Source organism: Carnobacterium sp. (genome assembly GCF_032094055.1).
Classification (GTDB): Bacteria; Bacillota; Bacilli; order Lactobacillales; family Carnobacteriaceae; genus Carnobacterium_A.
The window spans coordinates 6,383-18,209 of record NZ_DAMDAK010000014.1 but is presented as its reverse complement, the minus strand read 5'-3'; the positions used below and the strand labels follow the sequence as shown (position 1 = coordinate 18,209).

Genomic DNA, 11,827 nt, shown 5'->3' with positions numbered 1-11,827 from the left:
ATTTATCCTTATTATGGAAGCGATGCTTCAGCTGCTATGAAAGCAGGAGCAGACGTTCGTCATGCTTTGGTCGGAGCAGGCATTGATGCGAGCCATGCATACGAACGTACACACCAATCTTCCATTGAGGCAACTGAGCAATTAGTAGAAATTTATTTACTGCAAGCAATGATTGAATAGAAAAAAGGAGATGAAAAAATGGAATATTTTAAACAATCAAAGCTGATGTTTTGGTCAGTCTGGTTATTGGTCATTGCTACATTGATCTATATGTCGACAAAAATTGATTTTGTCTTTCAGCCTATTACTACATTTGTGTCTACACTGTTTACACCGATATTAGTAGCTGGTTTTCTGTATTATTTGTTAAACCCGTTGATCAATTTGCTTGAAAGAATAAAAATACAAAGAAAATATGGCATTATTATCATTTTAGTTCTGTTTCTAGCCCTCTTGGTTTTTCTAGGTATTTCGGTCATGCCTACTCTGGTTAAACAAATTGGTCAATTAGTTGCGAGTATACCGAGTCTGATGGAGTCATTAGAAGGCTTTTCTAAAGATATTGTGCAGCAGCCCCTATTGGCTAATTTTAATTTGGAAGAATCAATGAATAAATTAGATTTATCTATTGGTAATATAGCTAATAGTGTTTTTTCAGGAATTACAAATAGTGTAGGTTCAATTTTTGGAGCCGTAGCGAATGCAACTATTGTTGTATTTACTGCTCCACTCATTTTATTTTACATGTTTAAAGATGGACAGCATTTCCGACCTGCAGTAGCTAAATTTTTTCCAAAAGAATACCGCGGACAAATGATTGAGTTGTTAGGACAGATGAACAACACCATTGCTTCTTATATTAGCGGTCAAGCTCTGGTTTGTTTATTAGTAGGAACTTTTACATTTATTGGGTATTTAATCATCGGAATGCCTTATGCACTATTATTAGGAATCATTGCCGGTGTGACAAATATTATACCTTACGTGGGGCCTTACTTGGGGTTAGCACCCGCAGTGATTATCGGGTTGACGATTTCTCCTATGAAAGCTTTACTGGTTGTGGTCGTTGTGCTAGTTGTTCAACAAATAGATGGCAACTTTATCTCTCCCAATGTCATTGGAAAAACACTTGCTATTCATCCTTTAACGATCATTGTTATTTTATTAGTTGCTGGGAATTTAGCAGGACTTTTAGGCATGATATTAGGCGTTCCTTTTTATGCAGTAACCAAGACGATCGTAATTTATTTAAGAGATATGTACAACATTAAAAAGAAGCATCAAAAATTCCAGCTTGAAAAAAAATAGTGAAATCCTTCATAATGTTTTGACATTTTCAGAGTTTGTGATATAGTGTACTAGTAGTTAGTGAAGAAAAGCACCAGCTGCTAGTAAATATTATAAATAAGAGAATCAATCAATAATAAGATTCTAATAGGGGGAAATACAAGATGAAAGTAGTAGTAATTGGCTGTACGCATGCAGGTACATCAGCGGTTAAAACCATCCTAAATGAAAATCCAGAAGCAGAAGTAGCCGTTTTCGAACGTAATGACAATATTTCATTTTTATCATGCGGAATCGCTTTATACGTTGGCGGTGTTGTGAAAGATCCAGCAGGATTGTTTTATTCCAACCCTGAAGAACTAGCATCAATGGGTGCCAAAGTTAAAATGGAACACAATGTGAAAGAAATTGATACAGATGCTAAAAAAGTTATTGTGGAAGATATGAAAACAGGAGAAGTTTTTGAAGAATCGTATGATAAGCTAGTCAACACTACAGGTTCTTGGCCAATCATTCCTCCAATTCCTGGAATTGATTATAAAAAAATCCTTTTGTGTAAAAATTATAACCAAGCAAATGAATTAATTGCTCAAGCAACTGATGCTAAAAAAATCACAATTGTGGGCGGCGGTTATATTGGAATCGAATTAGTAGAAGCTTTTGCTGAATCAGGTAAAGAAGTAACCTTGATCGATGGATTGGATCGGATTTTAAATAAATATTTAGACAAAGAGTTTACAGATGTTCTTGAAAATGACTTGCAAGAACGTGGAGTAAAATTAGCTTTAAACCAATCCGTTAATGGATTTACTGCTAACGAAGCAGGAGAAGTAACATCCGTATTGACTGCCCAAGGGGAGTATGAAGCCGATCTAGTGATTATGTGTGTAGGTTTCCGTCCAAATAATGATTTGTTGAAAGACAAAGTAGATATGTTGCCAAATGGCGCAATCATTGTTGACGATTATATGAGAACGAGCAACCCAGATATCTATGCTGCTGGAGATAGTTGTGCAGTTAATTATAATCCAAATGGCGGACATGCGTACATTCCGTTAGCAACAAATGCGGTTCGTATGGGAACCTTAGTTGGAAAAAACATTGTAGAACCAAAAGTTAAATACAGAGGAACACAATCTACTTCAGGTTTGTATTTGTTTGGATATAATATCGGTTCAACAGGTGTTACAACAAGTGGTGCACCGCACTTTGATTTAGAGGTACGTTCTGTTCTAGTTAAAGATAATTACCGTCCAGAATTTATGCCGACAACTGAAGAAGTATTGATGCAATTAGTTTATGAAGTAGGCACAACACGAATTGTTGGTGGACAAATCATGTCTAAATATGATGTAACACAATCTGCAAATACATTATCTTTGGCTATTCAAAATAAAATGACAATTGAAGATTTAGCTTATGTTGATTTCTTCTTCCAACCTCATTTTGACCGTCCATGGAACTACTTGAATATACTAGCGCAAGCAGCTGTAGAACAAGAAAGAAAATTAGCTGAAAAATAAGTAAGATTTTAGAATAATAAGTAAACCAAAAAAGACGTGCTGTATATTCTAACAGCATGTCTTTTTGGTTTTAGTTTAAGGAAATAAGAAGAGGAATCAAAATCTATCGGATAGAAATAAATTGCAGAAGCAGTGCTGATCCTAGCTTTTTAGACTCTGTCTTTTACTGAGTACCTATGCTAAAATTCAAATTGGCTCTTTATCTTGTTTGAAAAGCATATGAAGAGATAGGATAAAGTACAAATCAAATGTTTTGTGAGCGGGTAATTTTCAGGAATAAAAGATACTGGAACTTGTTAAGAAGAGGTACATATGGCTTTTTTATTCTTAGTCTTTCTGCTCTTAATCTTAATTCTGAAGAGAATCGCTCTGCTAAGAAAGGAACGTTTATGAAACTGAATAAAAAAATGCTTTCAGGGATTGTAGTCATCTTACTTATTCTGACAGGAAATTATGTTGTAATGGATACAGCAAAAGAAACTCCTTCCGAGCAGACAGCAGATGATCGCACTTCTATAGAAGTACAACGGGTAATTGACGGAGATACCATCGTTTTTAAAGAAGCAGGCCAAGAATATAAAATGCGCTTGCTTTTAATTGATACTCCAGAAAGTTCGACTACTAAAACAGGCTCTGTACAACCTTACGGCAAAGAGGCAAAAGACTTTTTAATTAATTATTTAAAAGGGAAAACACTTACGATCGAATATGAACCTACTCAAAAAAGAACAGATAAATATGGAAGAGTATTGGCCTATTTGTTTGCTGATGGCACATTAGTGCAAGAAATATTGGTTCAAGAAGGATTAGCAAGGGTGGGATATGAAGAAGGTCAGGAAGTTTATCTTGATCAATTGCTGGCTGCTGAACAAGTAGCGGCAAGAGAACAACGAAACATTTGGTCTATTAAAAATTACGTTGGAGAATATGGATTTAATGAAAAATAAAAAAAATAAAATTATGTTAATGAATATGTTATAATAACTTGACTAATGATAGAAAAGGGTGTTGACATGTAACGACATGCCATTAAGTATATAGAAGGTTAAATAAATGATTTGAATGAGGGATTAATAATAATGGAACAAACGCTAAAAGAAGAAGTAGCATCGCGAAAAACATTCGCAATTATTTCTCACCCGGATGCCGGAAAGACGACTATCACAGAACAATTATTACTTTTTGGTGGAGCCATTCGTCAAGCTGGGACTGTAAAAGGGAAAAAAACAGGGAAATTTGCAACATCGGACTGGATGGAAATTGAAAAACAACGTGGAATTTCTGTTACGAGTTCAGTTATGCAATTTGATTATAAAGATAAAAGAATCAATATTTTAGATACACCTGGACACGAAGATTTTTCTGAGGATACTTATCGAACATTGATGGCCGTTGATAGTGCAGTGATGGTAATTGATAGCGGTAAAGGAATTGAGCCTCAAACAAAGAAATTGTTTCAAGTTTGTCGAATGCGGGGTATTCCTATCTTTACATTTATCAATAAACTGGATCGTGATGGAAGAGAGCCGTTGGAATTATTGGAAGAATTGGAAGAGGTATTAGAAATTGATTCTTACCCTATGAACTGGCCTATTGGAATGGGAAGAGGTTTATTAGGTTTATATGATAATTACAATAAAAGAATTGAAATCCATCATCCTGAGATAAATGGGAGAAACGGCGAAAAGATAGTTGAATTAAATGCTGCTGGTGAGATAGAAGGCGATCATCCAATCAAAAAATCAACATTGTATGATCAAGCACTGGAGGACATTGAACTATTAAATGAAGCAGGCAATGAATTTTCAGAAGAAAAAATTGCTAAAGGGGAATTGACGCCTGTTTTCTTCGGGTCAGCTTTAACCAATTTTGGAGTGCAGACTTTTTTAGACACATTTATTCAATTTGCTCCTAGTCCGTCAGCTCATAAAGACAGAGATGGAGACATTATAGAAGCTGCTAATGATGAATTTTCTGGTTTTATTTTTAAAATTCAAGCCAATATGAACCCAGCTCACCGAGATCGGATTGCATTTATTCGAATTTGCTCTGGGGAATTTGATCGGGGAATGGACGTTACCCTTGCTCGAACGAAAAAGAAAATCAAGCTTTCCAATTCAACACAATTTATGGCTGAGAGTCGAGAAACGGTGCAAAATGCTGTAGCTGGAGATATTATTGGTCTCTATGATACTGGGAATTTCCAAATCGGCGATACGATTTTTGAAGGTAAACAAGATATTGAATTTGAAAAACTGCCGCAATTTACGCCCGAGATTTTTATGAAAGTTTCGGCAAAAAATGTGATGAAACAAAAATCATTTCATAAAGGTGTACAACAATTAGTTCAAGAAGGTGCTATTCAATTGTATAAAACCTTCCATACGGAAGATTATATTCTTGGTGCAGTAGGTCAATTACAATTTGAAGTTTTTCAATATCGGATGCTGCATGAATACAATTCAGAAGTTATTATGACGCCGATGGGCAATAAAATTGCTCGTTGGATCAAACCGGAAGACTTGAATACCAATATGTCTTCCAGCAGGAATTTATTGGTTCGGGATCGTTATGATCAACCGTTATTTTTATTTGAGAACCAATTCGCGATGCAATGGTTTGCTGATAAATATCCGGATGTTGAATTGACGGCATTACTATAAGAAATCTAATCCAAAATAAAGAAAAAAGGCTGAAACAATGAATTAAATTCATCGTTTCAGCCTTTTTTTAACTAGTAAGTACAAAAACAATATAAAAAGAGCAAAAAAAAGACAATTATTTTTTAATTGACAGGTATAGAAAGCTCTACAATATTTGGTGCATGTAAGATATCAACCACATCAGGCGCAGTCTCTAAAATATTTTCAATCGCAAATTTTATTTCAGCATTTTTTATATTTCGTTCTTTGTTTACTAAAAGAACATCTTTATGGGTAGGAGCTCCCGAAAAAACAACGGTTGTGGGTCCTAGTGTATAGACTTTAATAAAATTAGCATCAGTATTTCCTAATTGTTCCGTTACTAAATCTATATGGCTATTCGTAACATCGATCAGCTTCATTCTATTCACCTCTTTTTTTTAAGACTATTAGATTAAACCTATTATATAATTAAAATTCCATAAACTCAAAGTAAATTAATTGGCTGAATGAATAAAAGAGAGCGTGACTGCTAAATTCCAGTCTCGCTCTCTTAATCATCTTATTTTTTATCGGTATTGTTTTCGTTTTGGTCTGCTGTTACTAAAGAAGCTTCATTTTGTTTAGCGGTAACATGGATTTCTCCATTTTCATCAACAGTAGCACTTAAATTTTTGCTTTCAGGGTGATCAAGATAAAAGTCAGCAATACGGTCTTCTATCTGTTCTTGGATAACACGGCGCAATGGACGTGCTCCCAATTGAGGATCATAACCCAGCTCTACTAGTTTTTCTTTTGCACGTTGATCAGCTTCAATTGTAATTTTTTGATCTTTCAACATATCATTAACATCATTTAACATCAAGTCTACGATAATAAGAAGGTGTTCTTTTTTCAAAGAATTGAATTCGACGATTGCATCAAACCGGTTAATAAATTCTGGTTTGAAGAAGTCGGTCAAATGATTTAAGACAGATTTTTGGTTACCTTTAGAGGCAGCTGCAAAACCAACATTTGCTTCAACTGATCCCGTACCTGCATTACTTGTCATGATAATAATTGTATCTTTGAAACTTACGGTACGTCCTTGTGCATCAGTTAAGCGTCCATCATCTAAAATTTGCAAGAACATATGCAAAACATCGGGATGTGCTTTTTCGATTTCATCTAATAATAAAATACTATAAGGATTGTGACGGACTTTCTCAGTCAATTGTCCAGCTTCGTCATATCCTACATATCCTGGAGGAGAACCGATCAACTTAGCTACACTGTGTTTTTCCATATATTCACTCATATCGAAACGAATGTAGGCTTCTTTATTACCGAACAATTCTAGAGCTAATTGTTTGGCTAATTCTGTTTTACCTACACCTGTCGGACCGACAAATAAGAAAGAACCAATTGGTCGATTTTTTTTGTTTAACCCGATCCGGCTTCTGCGAATAGCTTTAGAAATTTTTTCAATTGCTTGATTTTGGCCGATTACATGTTGACGTAAGTCAGTTTCTAAATTACGCAATTGAGTTTGTTCTTTTTCTTTTAATTCGCCTACAGGAATATTTGTTTTTGTTTCAATAATCTTGACCATATCTTTTCCTGTTACAACTGGGCGTTCAGCTTCAGGTTGTTGTTGATCCCGCATGGCCGCAAACTTAGTAGCTTGGTCACGGTAGAAAGCAGCCTTTTCATAATCTTCTTGCTGCAAAGCCAATTGTTTTTGATGTGCTGCTTCAGCAATTTTATCTTCAACTACCTTTGGATCAATTGCTTGAATCGTCAAGTTTTTCTTAGAGCCCGATTCATCTAATAGATCAATGGCTTTATCCGGTAAGAAACGATCTTGGATATAACGGTTAGAAAGAGTAACCGCATCTTTAATGGCTTCTTCTGTATAAGTGACTTGGTGATAATCTTCGTATTTTTTTTGAATACCTTTTAGAATATCGATCGTTTCATCAACTGTTGGTTCGCTGACACGTACAGGTTGTAAACGTCTTTCTAAAGCAGCATCTTTTTCAATAGTGCGGTATTCTTTTAATGTTGTTGCTCCAACCATTTGTAACTCGCCTCGTGCTAAAGCAGGTTTCAACATATTACCTGCATCCATACTGCCTTCAGCACTACCTGCACCTACGATTTCATGGACTTCATCAATAAAAAGAATGATTTGTGGATTTTTTTTCAATTCATCCATTAATTGTTGCATACGTTCTTCAAATTGTCCGCGAATTCCAGTTCCTTGAACTAGAGAAGCAACATCTAAACGAATGACTTCTTTATCCATTAGTTTTTGTGGAACTTCTCCATCTACAATTTTTTGAGCTAACCCTTCCACGACAGCTGTTTTACCAACACCGGGTTCTCCAGTTAGAACAGGGTTATTTTTTGTACGGCGATTTAAGATTTCGATTACTCGTTCAATCTCTTTATCACGTCCGATAATTGGATCAATTGCGCCTGATCTAGCTAAATCAGTTAGATTGGTTCCATATTCTCCCAATAAACCTTTTACTTTATTTGTCGGCGGTTGCCCATTACCGGAGCCACCGCTACTTTGTGTAGGGGGTACCCCTTTATAATTTTGAGACGATGGGTTTTGCATAGACCGGAAAAAATTATCTAGATTGCCAAACCCAAAAGGATCTTGAGGAGTTGGATAATTGTTTTGAATAGAGCCTTTTTCATTAGCTTCTTTTAAAAGTCGGTAGCAATTTTGACAGATATCTAATTGGCCTTTTTGACCATTCATATTTGTATATAAATGAATTGTTGCATCTTGTTGATGACAATTTTGACATAACATACAGCATGCACAACCTTTCAATAATTAAAGTTAGAAGTTTCTGCAGGAAAAAATAATCAACGTTAAAAGAAAATTGACCTTTCCTGACCTTCATGTATTCATTATACACTGACCTTGTCTGACATACAAGTAATTTGTTCTATCATTTGTTAAAAAATTAGGCTAAAATAATAAGAAACAAGAAAGGAAGAAGGAAAAAATGACAAACGAATCTCTTGAGCTGCAGCTTGAAAAGTTAATAGAAGGTGAGCTAACTGAAATAGTCATAGCAAAAGAAAATTTTATGCAATTTAGAGAAATATGGATGAATCATGTTCAAAAAGATCATATTATTGGGGAAGCAAAGCACAATGGTGAAGTAGTTTATCGCTTTAGAACAAATAGCTAGAAAGAAAAAAGAAGGCAGAAGAAAAAGAAAAAATAGAAAATAGTTGTAGTATGCTCTTAAAAATGGTAATCTATGAAGATGAAAGGGTTATTTTTAGAACAGGGACATTTAGATGTTTATTGTTTAAAGAATTCTAGGATAAAAATAAGCCTCATAAAAAATTATTATTTATTAAAGGAGATCAAACATTATGGAAAAACGCGATTTTCATGTAATAGCTGAAACAGGAATTCATGCACGTCCTGCAACTTTATTAGTACAAACAGCTAGCAAATTCAACTCAGATATTAACCTAGAATATAAAGGTAAATCTGTTAACTTAAAATCAATTATGGGTGTTATGTCATTAGGCGTAGGCCAAGGTGCAGAAGTTGTTATCAGTGCAGATGGTGCTGATGAAGCAGAAGCTATTTCAAGTATTGAAGAAACAATGAAGAAAGAAGGTTTAGCTGAGTAATGGTTGAAAATTTAAAAGGGATTGCTGCAAGTGATGGTATTGCGATTGCAAAAGCTTATCTACTTGTTGAGCCCGATTTAACTTTCGACAAATTCTCAGTTGAAAATTCTGATTCAGAAATTGAACGTTTAAAACAAGCGTTAAATAAAGCTACCCAAGAACTTGAGCTGATCCGCGGTAAAGCTGTTGAAACTTTAGGCGAAGAAGAAGCTCAAGTTTTTGACGCGCATTTAATGGTTCTTTCTGATCCTGAATTAATTGGGAGTATCGAAAGTAACATAAGAGATAATAAAGTAAATGCTGAAAGCGCACTAAAAGAAGTAACGGATATGTTCATTGGCATTTTTGAAGGCATGGAAGATAATCCATATATGCAAGAACGTGCTGCTGACATTAAAGACGTTACTAAGCGTGTGATAAGTCACTTACTAGGCGTGAGATTACCGAATCCTTCAATGATCGATGAAGAAGTAATTGTTATCGCCCACGACTTAACGCCAAGTGATACAGCCCAATTAAACCGTAAATTTGTGAAAGCATTTGTAACGGATATTGGTGGTCGTACGTCTCACTCTGCAATTATGGCTCGTTCTCTTGAAATTCCGGCAATTGTCGGAACAAAAGAAATCACAGCTCTTGTAAAAGAAAACGATATGATTATTGTAGACGGATTAGAAGGCGATGTCTTAATTCATCCTGAAAATACCGATATTTCTTTTTATGAAGAGAAAGCCTCAAAATTTGCAGGGCAAAAAGCCGAATGGGAAAAGTTGAAAAACGAAAAAACCTATACAGCTGACGGCAAACATATTGAATTAGCTGCTAATATCGGAACACCAAAAGACTTAGCTGGTGTGAAAAATAACGGTGGTGAAGCAATTGGTTTGTACCGGACAGAATTCCTTTATATGGATTCACCTGACTTCCCGACTGAAGAAGCTCAGTTTGAAGCTTATAAAGCTATTTTAGAAGGTATGGGAGACAAAGCTGTAGTTGTTCGGACGATGGATATCGGCGGAGACAAAGAATTGCCTTATTTAACATTGCCTCATGAAATGAATCCATTTTTAGGCTACCGGGCTATTCGTATTTGTTTAGCTGAACAAGATATGTTTAGAACCCAATTACGCGCTCTTTTACGGGCTTCTGTATTTGGTAAATTGCGTATTATGTTCCCGATGATTGCAACACTAGGAGAATTCCGTGATGCTAAAGGGATATTGTTAGAAGAAAAAGAAAAATTAGTCAAAGAAGGCGTGGAGGTTTCGAATGATATCGAAGTCGGTATTATGATTGAAATCCCAGCAGCTGCTGTTCTTGCAGATCGCTTTGCTAAAGAAGTTGATTTCTTCAGTATTGGAACGAACGACTTAATTCAATATACAATGGCAGCTGACCGAATGAACGAACGCGTTTCTTATTTATACCAACCATATAATCCATCTATTTTACGTTTGATTAAGAACGTCATCGACGCTTCTCATAAAGAAGGTAAATGGACAGGAATGTGTGGGGAAATGGCTGGCGATCAAACAGCAGTACCATTATTGATGGGATTAGGCTTAGATGAATTCTCAATGAGTGCTTCAAGTATTCTAAAAACTCGTAGTTTAATGAAACGTTTAGATACAACGAAGATGGCTGAATTAGCTGAAAAAGCAATTAATGATTGCGACACAGCTGAAGAAGTAGTTAAACTAGTTGAAGAATATACAAAATAAAAAAAAGTTGCAAGAATCTTTAGATTCTTGCAACTTTTTTTTGTTTTAAAATCGTACTTCAGGCGGAGGGAGCAGCATTAAATTTTTAGTATACTATTTTTAATAAACTCTCTGCGTAGAAATCTGAAAGACATGGGAACTTAAAGGCTAAAATCTATGTTTTTACATAAAACTAAGTATAATAAATTAAAGGGGTGAAAATAATGAAAGTTGGAATTTTTACAGACACTTATTTTCCACAAATAAGTGGAGTTGCAACTTCAATAAAAACTTTAAAAAAAGAGCTAGAACGCCAAGGGCATGAAGTGATTATTTTTACAACAACTGATCCAAAAGTACAAGAAAAAGAAGAGGGAATCGTCCGCTTGACCAGTATACCCTTTTTTTCTTTTCAAGACCGACGTATCGCAATAAAAGGAGTTTATCGCGCATTAAAAATAGCGAAAGAGCTCCAATTAGATATTATTCATACACAAACCGAATTCAGTTTAGGTTTGACTGGAAAATATATTGCCTACCAATTAAAAATCCCATGTGTCCATACTTATCATACAATGTACGAAGATTACCTTCACTACATTGCCAATGGTAAAGTTCTTAGACCGACGCATGTTAAGTTAGTGTCAAAAATGTATTGCAATAAATCATCTGGCATTATTGCGCCAAGCGAAAAGGCACGAAAACAACTGCTAAATTATGGAGTTGTTTCAAGAATAAGTGTAATTCCTACTGGAGTGGATTTAGAGCATTTTTTGAAGGAAAATAAGCGAGATATCCGTAAAGAACTTTCTTTTTCAAAAGATACACGATTGCTTTTATCTTTAAGCCGAGTAGCAAAAGAGAAAAGTATTGATTTGCTTATTAAAGCAATGCCGGAAATTTTACTTCATCAACCTGCAGCAAAATTAGTCATTGTAGGAGATGGGCCAGCCAGAAATGAGCTGGAAGAATTAGCTCATTCATTAGGGTTAGCGGATACTGTTTTCTTTATAGGCGAAGTAGC

General features: G+C 35.2%; 10 protein-coding genes and 1 pseudogene. 9 read left to right on the top strand and 2 right to left on the bottom strand.

Annotated features, from left to right (window positions below; genetic code table 11):
- From RT405_RS03655 to RT405_RS03635, 5 genes and pseudogenes are all read left to right on the top strand, one after another.
- Positions 1 to 180: pseudogene (locus tag RT405_RS03655) on the top strand (peptidase M42); the annotation flags it as partial.
- An 18-nt stretch (positions 181 to 198) separates the two neighbouring features.
- Positions 199 to 1,308 (top strand): AI-2E family transporter, encoded by a 1,110-nt coding sequence (locus tag RT405_RS03650; RefSeq protein ID WP_313467636.1) that lies wholly within the window; start codon positions 199 to 201, stop codon positions 1,306 to 1,308.
- A 143-nt stretch (positions 1,309 to 1,451) separates the two neighbouring features.
- A complete protein-coding gene (locus RT405_RS03645) occupies positions 1,452 to 2,810 on the top strand; it encodes an FAD-dependent oxidoreductase (protein ID WP_313467635.1) in 1,359 nt (452 codons plus the stop codon).
- A gap of 389 nt (positions 2,811 to 3,199) precedes the next feature.
- Positions 3,200 to 3,757 (top strand): thermonuclease family protein, encoded by a 558-nt coding sequence (locus RT405_RS03640; RefSeq protein ID WP_313467633.1) that lies wholly within the window; start codon positions 3,200 to 3,202, stop codon positions 3,755 to 3,757.
- Between the two features lie 132 nt (positions 3,758 to 3,889).
- Positions 3,890 to 5,473, top strand: a complete 1,584-nt coding sequence (locus tag RT405_RS03635; RefSeq protein WP_192986449.1) for a peptide chain release factor 3 — start codon at positions 3,890 to 3,892, stop codon at positions 5,471 to 5,473.
- Positions 5,474 to 5,595: 122 nt separating this feature from the next.
- Here the strand turns inward: RT405_RS03635 and RT405_RS03630 are convergent, their stop codons facing one another.
- Positions 5,596 to 5,874 carry a DUF1827 family protein gene (locus RT405_RS03630; RefSeq protein ID WP_313467630.1) on the bottom strand — a complete coding sequence of 93 codons (279 nt, stop codon included), beginning with the start codon at positions 5,872 to 5,874 and terminating at the stop codon, positions 5,596 to 5,598.
- A gap of 140 nt (positions 5,875 to 6,014) precedes the next feature.
- Positions 6,015 to 8,258, bottom strand: a complete 2,244-nt coding sequence (locus RT405_RS03625) for an ATP-dependent Clp protease ATP-binding subunit (protein WP_313467628.1) — start codon at positions 8,256 to 8,258, stop codon at positions 6,015 to 6,017.
- 199 nt (positions 8,259 to 8,457) lie between these two features.
- Here RT405_RS03625 and RT405_RS03620 point away from each other — a divergent pair, with 199 nt between their 5' ends.
- The 4 genes from RT405_RS03620 to RT405_RS03605 form a co-directional block, all read left to right on the top strand.
- Complete coding sequence (locus RT405_RS03620; protein ID WP_313467626.1) at positions 8,458 to 8,646, top strand: hypothetical protein; 189 nt, start codon at positions 8,458 to 8,460, stop codon at positions 8,644 to 8,646.
- A 190-nt stretch (positions 8,647 to 8,836) separates the two neighbouring features.
- The gene (locus RT405_RS03615; protein ID WP_035028956.1) at positions 8,837 to 9,103 is read left to right on the top strand and encodes a phosphocarrier protein HPr; all 267 of its coding nucleotides are present in this window, start codon (positions 8,837 to 8,839) and stop codon (positions 9,101 to 9,103) included.
- On the top strand, positions 9,103 to 10,824 hold the full coding sequence (ptsP, locus tag RT405_RS03610; protein WP_313467625.1) for a phosphoenolpyruvate--protein phosphotransferase: 1,722 nt from the start codon (positions 9,103 to 9,105) through the stop codon (positions 10,822 to 10,824). Before RT405_RS03615 ends, ptsP begins: the two co-directional genes overlap by 1 nt.
- Before the next feature lie 203 nt (positions 10,825 to 11,027).
- Positions 11,028 to 11,827, top strand: an 800-nt coding sequence (locus RT405_RS03605; protein ID WP_313467623.1) for a glycosyltransferase, incomplete at its 3' end; no start/stop codon positions are given.

Coding starts and splice junctions, on each gene's coding strand:
- RT405_RS03650 (WP_313467636.1), top strand. CDS start 199: ATGGAATATTTTAAACAATCAAAGCTGATGTTTTGGTCAGTCTGGTTA.
- RT405_RS03645 (WP_313467635.1), top strand. CDS start 1,452: ATGAAAGTAGTAGTAATTGGCTGTACGCATGCAGGTACATCAGCGGTT.
- RT405_RS03640 (WP_313467633.1), top strand. CDS start 3,200: ATGAAACTGAATAAAAAAATGCTTTCAGGGATTGTAGTCATCTTACTT.
- RT405_RS03635 (WP_192986449.1), top strand. CDS start 3,890: ATGGAACAAACGCTAAAAGAAGAAGTAGCATCGCGAAAAACATTCGCA.
- RT405_RS03630 (WP_313467630.1), bottom strand. CDS start 5,874: ATGAAGCTGATCGATGTTACGAATAGCCATATAGATTTAGTAACGGAA.
- RT405_RS03625 (WP_313467628.1), bottom strand. CDS start 8,258: ATGTTATGTCAAAATTGTCATCAACAAGATGCAACAATTCATTTATAT.
- RT405_RS03620 (WP_313467626.1), top strand. CDS start 8,458: ATGACAAACGAATCTCTTGAGCTGCAGCTTGAAAAGTTAATAGAAGGT.
- RT405_RS03615 (WP_035028956.1), top strand. CDS start 8,837: ATGGAAAAACGCGATTTTCATGTAATAGCTGAAACAGGAATTCATGCA.
- ptsP (WP_313467625.1), top strand. CDS start 9,103: ATGGTTGAAAATTTAAAAGGGATTGCTGCAAGTGATGGTATTGCGATT.